The organism is Providencia sp. PROV261 (assembly GCF_028477945.1).
Lineage (GTDB): Bacteria > Pseudomonadota > Gammaproteobacteria > Enterobacterales > Enterobacteriaceae > Providencia > Providencia stuartii.
Genome location: NZ_JAMPMC010000033.1, coordinates 1 through 17603 on the forward strand (window position 1 = coordinate 1; position 17603 = coordinate 17603).

Annotated in this window: 17 protein-coding genes; 11 read left to right on the forward strand and 6 right to left on the reverse strand. The window is 41.8% G+C overall.

Features of this window, described 5'->3' with window-relative positions:
- The 3 genes from PR675_RS16510 to PR675_RS16520 form a co-directional block, all read left to right on the forward strand.
- Positions 1-700, forward strand: a 700-nt coding sequence (locus PR675_RS16510) for a host specificity factor TipJ family phage tail protein (RefSeq protein WP_272582806.1), incomplete at its 5' end; no start/stop codon positions are given.
- Between the two features lie 65 nt (positions 701-765).
- On the forward strand, positions 766-2016 hold the full coding sequence (locus tag PR675_RS16515; RefSeq protein ID WP_272582807.1) for a glycerophosphodiester phosphodiesterase family protein: 1251 nt from the start codon (positions 766-768) through the stop codon (positions 2014-2016).
- A 4-nt stretch (positions 2017-2020) separates the two neighbouring features.
- Positions 2021-2824, forward strand: coding sequence for a carbohydrate binding domain-containing protein (locus PR675_RS16520; RefSeq protein WP_272582808.1), 804 nt, complete (start codon positions 2021-2023; stop codon positions 2822-2824).
- Positions 2825-3643: 819 nt separating this feature from the next.
- On the opposite strand, the gene queF is transcribed toward PR675_RS16520, so the two are convergent.
- Positions 3644-4489 (reverse strand): NADPH-dependent 7-cyano-7-deazaguanine reductase QueF, encoded by an 846-nt coding sequence (queF, locus tag PR675_RS16525; RefSeq protein WP_040132405.1) that lies wholly within the window; start codon positions 4487-4489, stop codon positions 3644-3646.
- Between the two features lie 155 nt (positions 4490-4644).
- Between queF and syd the strand changes: the two genes are divergently transcribed.
- The gene (syd, locus tag PR675_RS16530; protein WP_004915359.1) at positions 4645-5205 is read left to right on the forward strand and encodes a SecY-interacting protein; all 561 of its coding nucleotides are present in this window, start codon (positions 4645-4647) and stop codon (positions 5203-5205) included.
- A gap of 405 nt (positions 5206-5610) precedes the next feature.
- Here the strand turns inward: syd and PR675_RS16535 are convergent, their stop codons facing one another.
- Complete coding sequence (locus PR675_RS16535) at positions 5611-6525, reverse strand: VirK/YbjX family protein (RefSeq protein ID WP_040132404.1); 915 nt, start codon at positions 6523-6525, stop codon at positions 5611-5613.
- 259 nt (positions 6526-6784) lie between these two features.
- Between PR675_RS16535 and PR675_RS16540 the strand changes: the two genes are divergently transcribed.
- From PR675_RS16540 to PR675_RS16550, 3 genes are read left to right on the forward strand one after another with little or no spacing between them, the layout of a single operon-like run.
- Positions 6785-7120: a YqcC family protein gene (locus PR675_RS16540; RefSeq protein ID WP_004916805.1), complete on the forward strand. Its 336-nt coding sequence runs from the start codon at positions 6785-6787 to the stop codon at positions 7118-7120.
- 7 nt (positions 7121-7127) lie between these two features.
- Positions 7128-7886 (forward strand): tRNA pseudouridine(65) synthase TruC, encoded by a 759-nt coding sequence (gene truC, locus PR675_RS16545; protein ID WP_004916802.1) that lies wholly within the window; start codon positions 7128-7130, stop codon positions 7884-7886.
- 21 nt (positions 7887-7907) lie between these two features.
- Positions 7908-8360 carry a flavodoxin gene (locus tag PR675_RS16550; protein ID WP_060560939.1) on the forward strand — a complete coding sequence of 151 codons (453 nt, stop codon included), beginning with the start codon at positions 7908-7910 and terminating at the stop codon, positions 8358-8360.
- A 61-nt stretch (positions 8361-8421) separates the two neighbouring features.
- Here PR675_RS16550 and PR675_RS16555 read toward each other — a convergent pair whose 3' ends face one another.
- From PR675_RS16555 to map, 4 genes are all read right to left on the reverse strand, one after another.
- Positions 8422-8808 carry a DUF3461 family protein gene (locus PR675_RS16555; protein WP_014657679.1) on the reverse strand — a complete coding sequence of 129 codons (387 nt, stop codon included), beginning with the start codon at positions 8806-8808 and terminating at the stop codon, positions 8422-8424.
- A 331-nt stretch (positions 8809-9139) separates the two neighbouring features.
- Positions 9140-9964 (reverse strand): 2,3,4,5-tetrahydropyridine-2,6-dicarboxylate N-succinyltransferase, encoded by an 825-nt coding sequence (dapD, locus tag PR675_RS16560; protein WP_040132403.1) that lies wholly within the window; start codon positions 9962-9964, stop codon positions 9140-9142.
- Between the two features lie 48 nt (positions 9965-10012).
- Positions 10013-12652: a bifunctional uridylyltransferase/uridylyl-removing protein GlnD gene (gene glnD, locus PR675_RS16565; RefSeq protein WP_060560938.1), complete on the reverse strand. Its 2640-nt coding sequence runs from the start codon at positions 12650-12652 to the stop codon at positions 10013-10015.
- Between the two features lie 185 nt (positions 12653-12837).
- A complete protein-coding gene (gene map / locus PR675_RS16570; RefSeq protein WP_004916796.1) occupies positions 12838-13635 on the reverse strand; it encodes a type I methionyl aminopeptidase in 798 nt (265 codons plus the stop codon).
- A 678-nt stretch (positions 13636-14313) separates the two neighbouring features.
- On the opposite strand from map, the gene rpsB reads away from it, so the two are divergent.
- The 4 genes from rpsB (at position 14314) to frr (ending at position 17582) form a co-directional block, all read left to right on the forward strand.
- Complete coding sequence (rpsB, locus tag PR675_RS16575) at positions 14314-15039, forward strand: 30S ribosomal protein S2 (RefSeq protein ID WP_004916790.1); 726 nt, start codon at positions 14314-14316, stop codon at positions 15037-15039.
- Positions 15040-15182: 143 nt separating this feature from the next.
- The gene (gene tsf / locus PR675_RS16580) at positions 15183-16034 is read left to right on the forward strand and encodes a translation elongation factor Ts (RefSeq protein WP_004916787.1); all 852 of its coding nucleotides are present in this window, start codon (positions 15183-15185) and stop codon (positions 16032-16034) included.
- Positions 16035-16187: 153 nt separating this feature from the next.
- The gene (gene pyrH / locus PR675_RS16585) at positions 16188-16916 is read left to right on the forward strand and encodes a UMP kinase (protein ID WP_004916784.1); all 729 of its coding nucleotides are present in this window, start codon (positions 16188-16190) and stop codon (positions 16914-16916) included.
- Positions 16917-17024: 108 nt separating this feature from the next.
- Complete coding sequence (gene frr / locus PR675_RS16590; protein ID WP_004916781.1) at positions 17025-17582, forward strand: ribosome recycling factor; 558 nt, start codon at positions 17025-17027, stop codon at positions 17580-17582.
- Positions 17583-17603: the final 21 nt, after the last annotated feature.

Here is a 17603-nt window from a genome sequence, read left to right on the forward strand (position 1 = left end):
GGAAGACTTGCAAACGGGCTTCACTGCGCCATCAGAAGATGATTATGACGGCGTGGATGTCACTTACATTAATGGGGTGACATGGGCAGAGGAAACTATCCAGTGCCGCACCAAAGAGAATCCAACACCCAAAAAGATAGAATATTATCAAGCGGATGGGGTATTAAATCCCACTATTGCGTATCGAATTGGTATGCGTCGACTCATGAAGCACTTACATCAACGACTCAGTTATTCAACCTCAACGGAACTGGATGCGCTTTGTTATAACGTGGGGGATCGCATTGTGTTTACCGATGATATCCCGAGCAATAAAACCATCAGCTGTTTAGTGATGAACATGAGTCATGACCAGGAGCAAATTACCCTCACGGTCAATGAGCCTCTTGATTGGTCATTTGAGCAACCGCGCTGTTTAATTCGGCTGCAAGATGGCAGTGCCTCACGGCTTTTGATCCCCACGCAGATAGATGACTATACGCTATCTATTCCTTACAGTAGCGAATTAGATGTTGACTCATGGATAATGGACGACCCGTATATTGAACCACCACGGCTAATATTTTGTTCGTCTAAATACGTCGGTTATGACGGCATTATGCGAGAAATCACGCCTAACTCGGACGGCACCTGCCAAGTCGTTGCTAAAGAGTATAAAGAAATTTTCTATCAATACGATGACGCTGAATATCCAGCGTAATTAACCCATAACATTAATCATGAACCTCGCCACAGTGCGGGCTTTTGCATTTATAGGTGTCTAGAATGACAAGATACAATACCAATAACCCGATTGGCTCACCATCGGTTAAGGATATTCACGACAATAGCATTAACTTTGATAATGCGGTTAATGATCGAAGTTCAGAGGTGTGGATTGATCGCTTTGGTCAGAACAGGAAAAGTTGGTACGGGATAGAAAAAGAAAGCGAAAAAGCGTTGACCGAGTTCAGGCAAGAATCGAAAGCGGCAATCTTAGCAGCAGGCTATGTGCCGATTGATAGTTTTCAGGATGGGGCGACACTAACGATACAAAACCAAGTGCTGAGATGGAAGCAACCTGACGGTGATGGGGGGTACTATCGTTGGGACGGACCATTCCCTAAAAATGTCCCCGCAAACTCATCGCCAGCTTCAAGTGGTGGAGTAGGTGATGGAAAGTGGAAGTTAGTTGGTGATGCAACATTTGGCAGCCAAGTTATTACATTGCAAAATGAACTAGCCAATGCACAAAAAACTATAGCAACTCAGCAAAGAACCATCACAACAAATAACAATGTACTTAACAATTCTCAACTTGAGTTGATTGCTCACCGCGGCTTTGCTCGCCAATTTCCTCAAAATTCATTGTTCGGGTTCAGTTGTGCAATTGAAGCAGGCGCGACATCATTAGAGTGTGATGTTCAGGCGTCAACCGACGGCGTTTTGTATGTTTTTCATGACTTAGATGTGAGTGCACTCACCAATGGAACGGGACTGTTTAGAGAAAAGAACTCAGCGGAAATAGACCAGCTAAGATATAAAAACGTTCAGGGTACACCTTACGCAGATATTAGAATCCCCCGTTTTCAAGATGTACTTTTTCTATGCAAGGAGCGTGGCGTAAAAATTTATGCTGAATTCAGCGATCACATGACCGACGCTAACATTCTTGAGTATCTTCGTTTAATCACGTATTACGATGCTGAAAGTAACGTGAGTACGCAATGCTTTAACAACGATAAATTACTTTTCGTTCGTCAACATAATAAGAACTTAGAACTGGGTTTCTTACGACCTACTGCGGCAGATTACGAAGCGATGCTCCCCATTTTACAAGCGAATGCGCCCGCGATGTTCCTCATGGAAATGAATTCATTCCTGAGCGATTCAACCATTGCGAAAAAATGCAGAAGCGCGAACGTCGGGTTGGCTGTATGGACGGTTCAAAACGGTACAGATTTAGCGCGAGTAATGCGCGCGGGGTGTAATCGTGTTGTGTCAGACGTGTCATTAATTACAAAGAGAAGAGGGTAGTATTATGGGGTCAATTGTATTACGTAGCGTCAATGATTTTCATATCAATAAAGATGCAGGAAGCTCAGTGACATTCACAACCGATGGCTCTGCTGCAATATGCAAAAAGGTTGGCTCCGCATCAGATGCCCGCGCCTATCTAACAAAATCATTTCCTATTCGACCAGGGGCGACTTATACATTTAGCATAGAAGCTAAGGTTAATTCGGAAAGGATAACGGGGGGTATCTATATTGACTATCCGCATAACTCCAATTATCAAGATTTTAAATTTAACCAAACGGATTGGAAATTGTATAAAATCTCATTTACAGTCCCACCGTATACAGATATCAACGAGAACTGGCAGAAATCAGTCATGAAAATATCAGCGGGTGTTGTGACAGGGGGAACTGAAGGGGAGGTAATATTAAAAAACCCTGTGCTCATTGAAGAAAATGGCATACCCGTACCGAGAATACACGCGATGGGTCTGGTTATTGTCAATGCATCTGGCGGCTCATTGAGTAGTGATTATTCAAAAGTCGGTATCAGGGGATTTTCATTATCAGAAGACAAAAAAACGCTTTATATTAAAACCGATAAACTACTCTCGTCTGAATACCAATCGGCAGTCGGTTTTCGCCCTATCATCACAGCACAACTAACGACAGACACAAGAAGTATGGAGCATGATGTTTATGTTGGTTTTGGTGTTGATGATGAAATGATATCGGTTAAATTGGTTAAAAAATCAGACAATACCGTCGTCGATATTTCCCAATTAACCGGGTCTGTCGCGTTCTTTATTAGCAGTATCATTAATTAGTCTTGATTGTACTCATACCCCCGCGGAAATCTCTTACTCACTGAGTTAGATTTGCGAGATTGTGCATGATTATTCTACTTTCTTGCGTGTGATTTATCAGCAGAACTGCTTAGATAACTTTCTATGAACTCAATTACTGGAGCTCTTTTTGGTTGCTCTATCTGGCAGTACAAAGATGAATTAGAAAGTAAGAGTATAAACTCATTGATCGAAATAGCCTTGCCATCTATCTCAGTTTTATAGAAAACATAGATACGTGATTGTTCAGTGTGAGACGGCTCTCTATTTTCATTGATGCAAGTAAGTGCGAGTAAGATAAGTTGCGTACTGGTCATAAACCCTCCAATAAAGTCTGGAGTTAATTATAAGCAGTCAGGCAATGGCGCGATATCAATATTGGTCGTAATGTTATCAGATATCACTGTGACGAACTGTGCCGCAAAAATGAGAGGTGAGGGGTTAATTACCCCTCTTTTTCGTTCGAAATGAAGGGGTAACTTATTGATTCATTTAGAATGAAATGTAGTGTTTTGTAGTATGAAAAATGAACTGATAATAAATTAAGCTATTGATATTTAATGCTTTTTGTTGCTTTGGTAACCTAATGGACTGATATGAGTAATCAAGTAACTCTCCTTTATCCCAAAGGGATCTTGATATACTCGCCATACTTCAAGTTACGGCGTCATTGACTCAGTTTACTTTCGCACCATTGGCATCGTTATTTCTGCCTTGCTACGACTGGTCTACCGGTCGCCTTGCTGTACCTCGAACTATTTAGAGTATATAAAATTATATCAATTAACTTAATTAAGGTGCTTATTGCCGTGCTAAACGTCCTATTTCAGGCGTAAATTGGGTATTACTACGCCATGGATTGATATCAAGACCACCACGGCGCGTATAGCGTGCGTAAACACTGAGTTGTTCAGGCTTACACAGTTGTGTTATATCATTAAAAATACGTTCGACGCATTGTTCATGGAATTCGTTATGATGACGGAAAGAGACCAAATAGCGCAGCAGTGCTTCACGGTTGATCTTCGGGCCACGATAACGAATTTGTACTGACCCCCAATCGGGTTGGTTAGTAATCAAACAATTCGACTTTAATAAATGGCTAACTAGTGTTTCTTCTACGTTTTCATTTTCCGTGCTATTTGCGAGATAATCACGACTAAATTCATATTGATTGATCTCGATATCCTGTTCATCAATACAAATCCCTTCAAATTGGCAAATCGCTTGCTGTGAAAACTCATCAAGTTTATGGAGTGTAACGCTAACTTTTCCATTAGCACAATTGCTTAAGTCGTTTTGCAAAACACTTCGCACATTTTCCCATGAATCATAGCGAGTTTGGTTAAAACTATTTAGGTAGAGTTTAAAACTTTTTGATTCGATCAAGTTTTCACTTTGTGCATCGACATGGACTGAACCAATAGCGACTTGCGGAACACCTTTCTTGTTGAGCCAAGATAGCTCGTATAAGGTCCAAATATCAGCCCCATGAAACGGTAGGCTATCAGCGTGAATATCTAACGGATCTCTATTTAAGCTGCGCGGAACGGCTTGGAGTAGGCTTGGGTCATATTGATCATAATATGCCGTTTTTTTTCCTAGTGTGAGATTATCCAAAGCAGGGTTATTTTGATAGTGTGACATAGTGATCCTTAAACTTCATGTACTAAAAGCACGCGATACCATAAAACGGCTGAAAATGAGAGCAATTCATTCATCGGTTAACTTCTGTCATAATATCATTTATTAATGATATTGCCGCCATTTCAGTTCACTCAATCTAAAGTTATTAAATCATTATGAATACAACCGTTTCTGAAGCGCTTACTCAATTTACTCAACAATATGTGACCAAATGGAAGGAGCAAACAGGTCTATCGCCTGCTTCCTGTGACCTATATGGCATTCCGTCTCCTTGTGTCATTCGGACGGGGGAAAATTGGGTTTATTGGGAGCCACAAGCCTTCCCAATAGCAGATAAAAACTTAAATAAAGTAGCGACAGCATTGGATATTGAATTACAGCCGATGATCCATCCTTTTTATACCACTCAGCTTGCGGGGGATATGAAGGCTCAATTTGAAGGTCATCTATTGAATTTGGTTCAAGTGTGGAGCGAAGAGGATTTTATCCGTTTGCAAGAAAATTTAATTGGTCATCTAGTTACCCAAAAGCGTTTAAAACTATCACCAACATTATTTATAGCAACGTTAGAATCTGATTTAGAAATGATTTCGTTATGTAATTTAACGGGAGAAATTATTTTAGAAAAATTTGGTAGTAAGGAAAAACGCGTGTTAGCGCCTAATCTTATCCATTTTATTCAAGAGTTAACCCCAGTAGTAGAACCGCTTGAGTAAGATATTGCTGATAGAAGCTGTAGGAAATAGCTTACAAATCAATTAAGAAATAAACCTTAATTTTCTTAATTTATCTAAGTGAGCATTATTTAACATTTAATTTCATGTAGTTACTATCAATCTCTTAAATTGAAGGTCTAAGGCTGTTTTTAAGTTTATTGCACTAGGTTGTTTCATTAGTGTTTTTAATACATTCTTAAACGACTGAATGAGGGAGCAGTGAGTTTGCTGCTTTATCAGTAAACAGAGGTCATGGATGGCAAAGTGGCGCATGTCGCTGACTTTAATCTGTTTATTAGCGACAGGATGTCGAACGGCAGGAGGTCGTTTTTGCAGGATGCTTTAACACCCTTTAAAACATGAGATAAGCCAGTCAACCCTCTTGTTGGCTGGCTTCTTTTTCACTTAGTGTTGCGTTCGTGTCTTTTGATGTGGGTCGGTAGAATATTGCGTTAATGCGTTTAACACACTTTGATACATGGCTTCTCTTAAGGCCTCACGCTTACGGAACGCAGAGCGGTGTTGGCTTTTGACCGATTCGATATCACGAATAGGCTCTGTTAAAGGCAAGTGATACCAGCCATCCGCGGAAACCGTACCATTACACTCTTGCCAAAAATTATCGTAGCTTGATTTCAAATGTTGGCGCTTAATATGGCAATGGTTTGAAATACCCATAATAGATGTACAGTGGAAAAAAGCGGCAACTGCATAAATAGACGACATCAATAAATTTTTAGGTCGCATCCCATGCATTTGCTTCGTAATGGACTTCACTTGTTCGGTACTTTGTTCAGTAGCAGGCCCCTGTAAAGAACAGATATAAAGTTGGCCCTCAGTACCAAACGAAAAGCTCATTAAATAGATATCATCCCCTGTTTCGTTTAGCAGGTGTAAGGTGAGGTCACCTTCGCGTGGATATTGGGAGTAAACAAGCCTTAATTGCGCATAATCTCCCGATTTTAATTCGATATCTGCAACTTTTAACCCTTGGCGATCAATAGAAAACATTGCTTTGATAGCATCCGTCGAAAATGTTTTTTCGATGAGTTCTAGGGTGTGACTCGCGGTGAGTAATTTTTGTTTTCCGTTCCACTCGCGATGCAAATACTTATTTAAGGGGCGTTCAGCAAAATCAGGAATATTATTTAATTCCTTAGACATGCGGGCACTGGTGTAGCTTTCACACATGGATTGAAATTGCTGATAAGGTTTAGACGGGAGTTTGGCAATACGGACTTGTCGTTTTAAATGGTCATAGCTGTTGTTAATAGACTGCCAAAATTTATTTTGTTTACGCCACTGCTTTAATAATCCCATATATAAACCATACTTGATTGTTGAGTGTTTTTTATTCAGTAAAGTGAAAAGCGTCTGATATTACTCTTATTAACTACAACAAAAGGTAAATAAACTTTAAATAAACTTATAAAAGTGCTTGCGGCAAGATGGATTACGTGAAAGTAACTAGGATTTTGTGTGGGAAATTATTTTGGTTGTTCTACACCCCATATTTACGACAGAATTAATGAAGGATATGCCGTATATTTCGAATTAAGTTTATTAAGTAGGTTTTTATATGAATATTGAACAGCGCATCATGGAAAAGCTTCGTCATATTGAAGAGGAAATGAGAGCGAAGGCACTTTGGCGTGAATTACCACCTAGCCCTGAAGCTTTTGAAAGTACAGAGCCTTTTTCAATTGATACGATGGAAGCAACAGAGTGGTTACAATGGGTACTTATCCCTCGTTTACAAGCACTCATTGAGCAAGGCGCTGTTTTACCCGGAGCTTTTGCTATAGCCCCTTATTTTGAAGAAGTTTATAAGAATGATGAGGAAGGGCAATATCATTTATTGTTGATTCACCTTCGTGAATTAGATGATTTTTTCAGTACTCAGTTGGGTAGGTAGCTCATTGATGTTAGAGATTATTTATCAAGATGAGTATATGGTTGCTGTTAATAAGCCTGCCGGTATGTTGGTGCACCGCAGCTGGTTAGACAGCAAGGAAACTGTGTTTGTTATGCAAACATTACGAGACCAAATTGGTCAATTTGTTTATCCAATCCATCGTCTTGATAGGCCAACATCGGGTGTGTTGTTGTTTGCACTATCCAGTGATGTGGCGAGGCAATTAGCGGCGCAGTTTGAATCTCATCAAATAGAAAAAATCTACCATGCGGTGGTTCGTGGCTATGTTGAAGCGCCTCAAACCATTGATTATCCATTACTTGAGCAGTTGGACAAAATTGCGGATAAACATGCGACCAGAGAGCCAGCATTGCAAGAGTGTGTTACACATTGCCAGCCAATCGCTCAAGTTGAGTGCTCAGTCGCAATTGGGCGTTATCCAACATCTCGGTTTAGTTTACTAGAATTGAAACCAGAAACAGGGCGCAAACATCAGTTACGACGTCATATGTCGCACATTCGTCACCCCATTATTGGCGATAGTAAACACGGTGATTTACGTCAAAACCGCGGTGTAAGCCAACATTTTGCCGTTTCACGGCTAATGTTGCATGCCAGCCAGCTAGTATTAGATCATCCCATTTCAGGGGAGCGTATCTCTCTGATTGCACAATGGGATGAGTCATGGTTGTCATTGGTAAATCAGTTTGGGTGGCAGCATATCGCCAGCAAATTGGGGATGGGAGAATTCAATTCATCACTGTAGTTGGGTCAATAGGAGGTGTTCGTGTCAAAAATTGGTATTTTTGTGGGAACAGTTTATGGTAATTCCTTAGCGGTGGCTGAATCTGCTCAGGAAATATTGGAGCAACTCGGCCATGAGGTCACGATTTTTGATGAGCCAATGCTCAGTGACTGGCAGCAATATAATGCGGGTGAAGGGGTCGCCTTAGTCATCACTTCCTCCACAGGGCAAGGGGATTTACCCGATACGATTGCTCCACTATTTTATGAAATTCAAGATGTTGTTGGTTATCAACCTGAATTACGTTACGGGTTAATCGCTTTAGGTGATAGCAGCTACGAAAATTTTTGTGGGGCAGGAAAGCGTTTTGATGAGTTATTAACTGAACAATCGGGAACACGGATTGGTGAGGCTTTGTTCATTGACGCGATTGAAGAAGATGTACCCGAAGAATATGCGAAGCCTTGGATACAATCTTGGGGTGAGCAACTGTAAATTACTGCACCGTGAATAGGATTCTCGGTGCAGTAAAGAAAATAAGAGCGGTATTTTAAAACTATTTACGGGTTAATTTTTCAAGGTCAGCTTCAATTTCAGCGATTTTGTTTGAGACCACATGCTCAAGATGACGTAGGTCATCCAAAATTTTGTGTTTCAAATCAATATCACTTGTATCGTTTTGGCAAATTTGGTCTAGTTCTTCAATAGCGTAACGTAGGTTGGAGTTGATCTCATTAATTTCTTTGAAATTATTGCTACCATCTGCCGCGGCTACAGTTTTGCGTTGGCGTGGATATTTAAATTTTACACTTTTCGCAAAGAATTCCCCTTTATCTTTGCGAAAATAGATTTTTAAAATATCGTTATTTGCTTCTTGGCGTAGCGTATAACGGTCAATATCTTGAGGGTTGCTAATACCTAAACTTTTTAGATTATCGTACATGTTGTTCACCGAGTTATAGGAAACCGAAATTTGTAGAGGCACAGAGCCGTTAGCATATGCCAGCAGAAACAGTATTATTCTATTTTTGGCAGGAATTAAAAACACGCGCATTAAAGCGAATAACACTTAGCGATGCTATTAATCTGTGTTTTAAAAAGGCAAAAAATAAAATCATACAGTTTATATTCTCGAAAGCCCGACAATAGCTAAACTTATATATTATGCGCGAAATGAGGAAATTGACAAACCCCTCATCATAAGAAAAAGAGGTCTATCATTTTTAGATTGGGTAGAGAACGTGTTTTATCTCTAGCCGAGCGAGGATGTGGGATTAGTCAATGCTTCTTAATAGCTCATTAATACCGACTTTTCCACGGGTTTTGTCATCGACCTTTTTAACAATCACGGCACAATAAAGGCTGTAGCTACCGTCTTTCGATGGCAGATTACCCGATACAACCACAGAGCCCGCTGGCACACGTCCATAGTGGATCTCACCAGTTTCGCGGTCATAAATTTTTGTGCTTTGACCAATATAAACCCCCATTGAAATGACAGACCCTTCTTCAATAATAACGCCTTCAACAATTTCTGAACGGGCGCCAATAAAGCAGTTGTCTTCAATGATGGTTGGGTTAGCTTGTAGTGGTTCAAGTACGCCACCAATACCAACTCCGCCGGATAAATGCACATTTTTACCGATTTGGGCACAAGAGCCTACCGTCGCCCATGTGTCTACCATGGTGCCTTCATCAATATAAGCACCAATGTTGACATAAGAAGGCATCAAAACACTGTTTTTAGCGATATATGCCCCTTGGCGAACAGCCGCGGGTGGCACAACACGGAAGCCTTCGCGTTCAAAGCGAGCCTGATCGTAATCCGCAAATTTCATGGGGACTTTATCAAAATAACGGCTTTCAGCCCCTTCGATTACCTGATTATCGTGAATGCGAAAGGAGAGTAATACTGCTTTTTTCAACCATTGATGTGTTACCCAAACCCCTGAAATTTTTTCAGCAACACGCAGTTTACCACTATCAAGTAGGGCAATGGTTTCTGTCACCGCTTGGCGAACGGCGGGGGTCACTGTGGATGGTGTGATAGCCGCTCTATCTTCAAATGCTTGTTCAATGATGGCTTGTAATTGCTGCATTGATTAATTTTCCCCTTTAAGGACCAGTAATAATATTGCTTATAAAACCTAACATTTATCCTTCGAGTTGAGGGTTTCTGTCAACCTTTCTGATAACTCTTGTTGCATTTTTTTATCGAGCGCTTTGTGATTTTTATCTGCAAGGACGAAAAAATCTTCCACTTTCTCGCCAATTGTGGTGATCCGTGCACCATGTAACGAGATTTCCATCTGAGCGAGCACATGCCCAACCCGTGCTAATAACCCCGGTTGATCGAGAGCAAAGAGCTCCATATAGCTACGGCGCTCATTGGTTGAGCGTAAAAAATTCACTTTGGTAGGAACGGTAAAATGGCGTAGTTTTGATGGTAGGGTGCGAGCCTGGGGAAGTGAGATCGCTGGTTGTTGTACCGCGTGTAGCAGACTATGGCGGATCTGCTCATATCTATCTTTTGATAATGGCGTGCCATTCGGTTCTAACACCACAAAGGTATCCATTGCCATGTTGTCTTTGTTGGTGAAAATCTGTGCACTGTGGATACTCAGGTTGCGCCTATCAAGCTCCCCAGCCACGGCCGCAAATAAGTGTGGCTTATCGGGGCACCAAATAAAAATTTCGGTTCCACCGTGTTTTGGCTGTGTGCTGATCAACACGAGAGGCTGCTCAAGATCATGTTTTAATAGGTTACAGGCATGCCAAGCTAATTGAGAAGGCGTGTGACGCAAAAAATAGTCTGCATGACAGCGAGACCATAATTGGTTTAATTTTTCTTCATTGATTGAAGATTGGCGTAATAACGCTAACGCTTGGTGGCGATGATGGCGGATACGTTCTCGTAAATCAGGAGTACTTTGCATTCCTTGGTTGAGTTGATGTTCAGTAGATAAAAACAGTTCTCGAATTAGGCTCTGCTTCCAACTATTCCAAAGCGTACTGTTAGTTGCACAAATATCGGCAACAGTTAAACACATCAAATAGTTTAGCCGCGTCACTGTTTTGACCTCAAGGGCAAATTGTTTGATGACATCGGGGTCTTGAATGTCACGACGTTGTGCCGTAACTGACATTAATAAATGGCTTTTTACTAACCAAGAGGCTAACTCAGCTTCCTTGAGCGGCAAATCATGTTGCAGAGCAAACTCATACACAAATTCAGCCCCTAAATCAGAATGATCTCCCGAACGCCCTTTCGCAATATCGTGGAATAATGCGGCAAGCCTTAATGTTTCTGGATGCAACAGCTTAGGGTAAACGCTAACACAGAGTGGATGGTCGCGGCGATTTTCTTCATGAGTAAAGCTATCTATTTTTTGTAGCACTCGGATGGTGTGCTCATCGACCGTATACGCATGAAAAAGGTCAAACTGCATCTGACCAACGATATTGCTCCAATAAGGGGTATAAGCACTTAATACACTGTGCAGATGCATGGGAACGAAAGCCCCTTTAATGGCTCTAGGGTGACGTAATATTTTGATAAAAAGCCGCCTAGCTTCAGGGAGTTCGCATAAAGGAGCGGTTAAATTACGTCGCGCAAAGCGCAGTTGGCGCAAGGTCGTTGAGTAGATCCCCGTGATATTGGGGTATCGAGCCATTAAATAGAACATTTTTAAAATGGCGGCGGGTTGCTTAACGAACAGCATATCATCAATAACATCGATTAATGGCCCCCGCAACTGAAATTGTTCATCTAGTGGACGAGGTTTTTCATCAGGATTGAGAGTAAGAATAGCGTCATCAAACAGTTGTAATAACATCTGATTGAGTTCACGAACGCGGCGTGTCACACGATAAAAATCCTTCATCATCAGTTCAACGGGCTGGTTTTTTTCCCCTTGGTAGCCGAGTAAGCGAGCGACACTAAATTGGCGATCAAATAAAAGGCGATTGTCATAGCGTTTGACGACTAAGTGCAAAGCGAAGCGGATTTTCCATAAAAAAGAGAGACACTCTTTTAGCTCTTGGCGCTCTTCTTCAGTAAGAAAACCAAACCCGACCATTTCATCGACGGTGGTGGCTCCAAAGTGCCGCCGAACGACCCAAAGTAGCGTATGGATATCGCGTAACCCTCCAGGGCTACTTTTTATATCTGGCTCTAAGTTATAGCTAGTACTGTGATAGCGATGATGGCGATCTTGCTGCTCTTCGAGTTTTGCGGCAAAAAAGGTTGCTGAAGGCCAAAAACTATCACTAAAGATGGTTTTTTGTAAGCGTAAGAATAGGGCGATATCACCACAAATTAGGCGCGATTCAATAAGGTTTGTCGCAACGGTTAAATCGGCGATACCCGCATCAATACACTCTTGCAATGAGCGAACACTATGGCCGATATCAAATTTAAGATCCCACAATAGAGTAATAAACTGGCCTATTTTTGAGGCTATCTGTTCAGAAAGAGGCTCTGCACTTAACACTAAAATATCAATGTCTGATAAGGGATGCAGCTCATGTCGCCCGTATCCACCTACAGCAATTAAAGACATATTGGGTTGTCGGTCAAATTGATACTCTTTCCATAAACGCGTGAGTAGGGCATCTAAGTAATCACTGCGCGCATGGACTAAATCAATCACGGACTCGTTTTGCTTGAATGCGGCTTCTAAGTGGTTATGGAAAGATTCGACATGCTGCTTGAGGCGAAGCAGTTCGAGGTCAGAAGATTGAAATAAAGTGGGTGATAAAAACGCTACAGAGGATGGTGTCATCATTATCTTTCCGCATCGATAGGCTGAACACAATAGTGAACAGCTTACTGGGGATTTTCATGGATGAACAGCCGCAAATTAAATTATTTCGAGTAAAAAAAGAGAAGGGAAACCTTAAGTATGCGGCATGTTACGAAAGTTGTTTCCTCTAACAGGTAACATGCCACATAAGAGCCGCGTGCTAAAAATTAATCGTTAACCAGCACCGCTGAGATATATGGCTCTTCTTCTTTACGTAATGTCATGATTTCACACCCGTTGTCGGTGACAACTAGCGTATGCTCATATTGAGCCGACCAGCTTCTATCTTTGGTTTTTACGGTCCAACCATCATTCATAGTACGGATGCGGTAATCACCGACGTTGACCATCGGTTCGATAGTAAAAGCCATGCCTTTTTGTAATACAACACCGCTGTCATCGGCATCATAATGAAGGACTTGTGGCTCTTCATGGAAACCTTCACCGATACCATGACCACAATATTCACGTACAACAGAGAAGTCATGTTTCTCGACAAATTGTTGAATCGCTTTGCCCAAGGTGCGTAGGCGGATACCCGGTTTTACCATACGTAACGCTAAATAGAGGCTCTCTTGGGTAATATGGCACAGGCGTTCGCCTTGGATGGTTGGCTTACCAACAATGAACATTTTTGATGTATCGCCATGAAAACCCTCTTTAATCACGGTAACATCGATATTCACAACGTCGCCGTCTTTTAGAATCTTATCATCACTAGGGATACCATGGCAGATAACATCATTGACTGAAATACAGACTGATTTAGGGAAGCCATGATAATTTAAGCAAGCAGGTATCGCTTGTTGTACATCGACAATGTGCTGATGACAAATGCGATCCAACTCCCCCGTGCTAACGCCCGGTTTTACATGGGGAGCAATAATTTCTAACACTTCGGCTGCTAAACGACCAGCAACGCGCATTTTCTGAATATCTTCTTCAGTTTTGATAATAATAGCCATGAATTCAGTCCATTTATGTCAGTAACGACTCTGTGACATAGTTTGTATGAAAAGGGTTTAATAGATGAGCGATAGCACCATCTATATCAACATGATGATGTTTATGGTATCAGCCACTGCATTTTCTGCCAACTAGGCATTGATGCTTCTTAGCCTTTAGAGTGAAATATCAGGCTGGAATGTACGCCATTAAATAAAAGGTATTGAGAGCAAATACACTTTGGGTCTGATATTATGGATAGTGAAACACGAGTATTTGTCGTTGAAGATTTTTTTATCAAATAATAAAAAGAAAAAACGCTATCCATACGCCGTGTATAAAACGCTCAATGATGCTTACCAAGGCGATTTCGCCTCGTTTTAATGAAGAGATTCAAGCCATTTGATGGTGTTTTTTCACCCCGTAAAAAAACAACAAAAGTTGGCTTATTGATCCATTTTATGGTATAAAGCGCGCCGGCGATCCACATTATCTCTTCGAAAAAATCGTTTTGCTACCCTGTTAAAGCGTATTCGATTGGCATTATGGATTAGCGAAAACTAAACTCAATTGTGTATAACACACACGGGTCGACACATGCACCGGGGTGCTCTTATGCGTTTTAGCGCAGCTTTGGAGTCGGTGTTATGGGATCCGTGGAGGCATAACCCCAATTACTTAAAATACAGAGGTATTAAATGGCAACTGTTTCCATGCGCGATATGCTACAAGCGGGCGTACACTTTGGTCACCAGACTCGTTACTGGAACCCTAAAATGAAACCTTTCATTTTCGGCGCTCGTAACAAAGTACATATCATTAACTTGGAAAAAACCGTTCCAATGTTCAACGAAGCTCTGGCTGAGTTGACTAAAATTGCTTCTCGTAAAGGCAAGATTCTGTTTGTTGGTACTAAACGTGCAGCAAGCGAAGCCGTTCAAGAAGCTGCTAATAGCTGTGACCAGTATTTCGTTAACCACCGTTGGTTAGGTGGTATGCTGACTAACTGGAAAACTGTTCGTCAGTCAATCAAACGTCTGAAAGATCTGGAAGTTCAGTCACAAGACGGTACTTTCGACAAACTGACCAAAAAAGAAGCGCTGATGCGTTCTCGTGAACTTGGTAAGTTAGAAAACAGCTTAGGCGGTATCAAAGATATGGGCGGTTTACCTGACGCTCTGTTCGTTATCGATGCAGAACACGAACACATTGCTATCAAAGAAGCAAACAACCTGGGTATCCCAGTATTTGCTATCGTTGATACTAACTCTGATCCAGACGGTATCGACTTCGTTATCCCTGGTAACGACGACGCAATCCGTGCAATCAAATTGTATCTGAGCGCTGTAGCAACTTCCGTTCGTGAAGGTCGTTCTCAGGATCTGGCTGTTCAAGCAGAAGAAGGCTTAGTAGAAGCTGAATAATAAGGCCTGCTCTAATAAAGAGCCCTTATAAACCAGGTATTGCTATATGGTTAGAAGGGGGCCTATATGGCCCCTTTTATCTATCTGAATCAGAATGACCCTTGTAGGGAGCCCCCTACGAGGTATATCGAGGAATAAATCACATGTCTGGAATTACCGCTGCATTGGTAAAAGAACTGCGCGAACGTACTGGCGCAGGTATGATGGAATGTAAAAAAGCACTAGTTGAAGCTAATGGTGATATCGAATTAGCAATCGACAACATGCGTAAATCAGGTCAAGCTAAAGCTGCTAAGAAAGCAGGCCGTGTTGCTGCTGAAGGTGTTATCCTTGCAGAAGTTTTTGCTGATGGCAAAAGCGGTGCTCTGATCGAACTGAACTGTGAAACTGACTTCGTTGCTAAAGATGCTGGTTTCTTGGCATTTGGTAAAGAAGTTATGGCTTCTGTTATCGCTGATAGAAATACTGATATCGAAGCAGTTAAAGCGAAATTCGAAGATGCACGTACTGCTCTGGTCGCTAAAATCGGTGAAAACATCAACATTCGTCGCGTCGCAATCCTAGACGGTGCACAAGTAGGTAGCTACCTGCACGGTGCGCGTATCGGTGTTTTGGTTGCGGCTGAAGGCGCTGATGAAGAGCTGCTAAAACACATTGCTATGCACATTGCTGCAAGCAAGCCTGAATATGTTACTCCAGACGATGTACCAGCGGACGTTGTTGCTCACGAGCACCAAATCCAATTAGACATCGCTATGCAGTCAGGTAAACCACGTGAAATCGCAGAGAAAATGGTTACTGGCCGTATGAACAAATTTACTGGCGAAATCTCTCTGACTGGCCAGCCTTTCGTGATGGATCCAAGCAAATCTGTTGGTGATCTGCTGAAAGAGAAAAATGCGAAAGTCACTAACTTTATCCGTTTCGAAGTGGGTGAAGGTATTGAGAAAGTTGAAACTGACTTTGCAGCTGAAGTTGCTGCAATGAGCAAATAAGTCGTCAGTTTTACAAGGAGCCGCCGATTGGCGGCTCTGTTTTAATATACATTGTAGTAATACAACGAATTCAATAATTAAGGTACGTAGAATCCACCTTTAAGTATTCTGCGTGTGTTACCCCAATAAATTATCTGTGTAGGACAGAACACCATGGCAACCAATGCAAAACCCGTTTATCAGCGTATCCTGCTTAAGCTCAGTGGCGAAGCCTTACAAGGCGCAGAAGGTTTTGGAATCGATGCTAGCGTTTTAGATCGTATGGCTCAGGAAATCAAAGAACTTATAGAGCTGGGTGTACAGGTCGGTGTCGTTATTGGCGGTGGTAACCTGTTTCGTGGTGCTGGTTTGGCACAGGCGGGGATGAACCGTGTGGTCGGTGACCATATGGGAATGCTAGCCACTGTGATGAACGGGCTAGCGATGCGTGATGCATTGCATCGTGCTTACGTGAATGCAAGACTGATGTCTGCTATTCCTCTTAACGGCGTGTGTGATAACTATAGCTGGGCTGAAGCTATCAGTCTGTTACGCCATGGTCGTGTTGTGATTTTTTCTGCTGGAACAGGTAACCCATTCTTTACAACTGACTCTGCCGCGTGTTTACGTGGTATTGAGATTGAAGCGGATGTTGTATTGAAAGCAACAAAAGTTGATGGTGTTTATTCAGCGGATCCTGCAAAGAACCCAGATGCCGTACTTTATGAAACGCTGACTTATCAAGAGGTGCTTGAGCGTGAATTGAAAGTGATGGATTTGGCAGCGTTTACGTTAGCACGTGATCATAACTTGCCTATTCGTGTTTTCAATATGAATAAACCTGGCGCTCTACGTCGTGTTGTAATGGGTGAAAATGAAGGAACTCTGATTTCTCACAATTAATACTCAGAGACATCAACCGCGTTTAACTGTATTATCTAATATAAGTTCAGACAATTTAAGCGAGGCTGCATTGCGGCCTTTAATAACCAGTTCTTAAGGGTTGAAAACGTGATTAATGAAATCAAAAAAGATGCTCAAGACCGTATGGAAAAGAGTGTTGAAGCACTAAAAAACCAAATCAGTAAAGTTCGTACAGGCCGTGCGTCACCAAGCCTACTTGATGGCATCATGGTTGACTATTATGGCGCCGCAACGCCTTTGCGCCAACTTGCTAACGTAACTGTTGAAGATGCGCGTACTTTAGCGATTTCAGTCTTTGATCGCTCAATGTCTCCCGCGATTGAAAAAGCGATTATGGCGTCTGATTTAGGTTTAAACCCATCTTCTGCCGGTACTGTTATCCGTGTTCCACTTCCTCCACTGACAGAAGAGCGCCGTAAAGACCTGATCAAAGTTGTTAGAGCGGAAGCTGAGCAAGGTCGTGTTGCTGTTCGTAACATTCGTCGTGATGCGAACGATAAAATTAAAGCCCTGCTGAAAGATAAAGAGATCAGTGAAGACGAAGAACGTCGTTCACAAGATGACATCCAAAAACTGACTGATGGCTACATTAAGAAAGTTGATGAAGCATTAGCGCAGAAAGAAGCTGAATTGATGGAATTCTAATCTATCAAGTAGCGAATAAAG